This window comes from Lysinibacillus sp. RU7, assembly GCF_057837305.1.
In genome coordinates, this window is sequence record NZ_JBYQFK010000355.1 from 1 (window position 1) to 229 (window position 229).

Annotated in this window: 1 protein-coding gene; it reads left to right on the top strand. The window is 61.6% G+C overall.

Going from position 1 to position 229, the window contains the following annotated elements:
* Positions 1-229: hypothetical protein (locus AC3II9_RS22700; protein WP_489159055.1), on the top strand; the 229-nt coding region annotated here is incomplete at both ends.

The following is a 229-nucleotide window of genomic DNA, read 5'->3' on the forward strand; positions in this document are numbered from 1 at the left end:
GTAAAGGGCGAACTGGTCTATGACGACAGCCGCGTCTTCGGTCGGGTCGGTGCCGACTATATGTCGAAGCGCTACTACACCTATCTGAACGACCAGTCGGTCGACGGGCGCGTGCTGGTCGATGCCAGTATCGGCTATCGCTTCCCGGCGGAATGGGGCGGCTTCTCGATCGAGGGCAGCGTGACCAACCTGACCGACAAGCGTTATATCGCGACGGTCGGCACCGGTG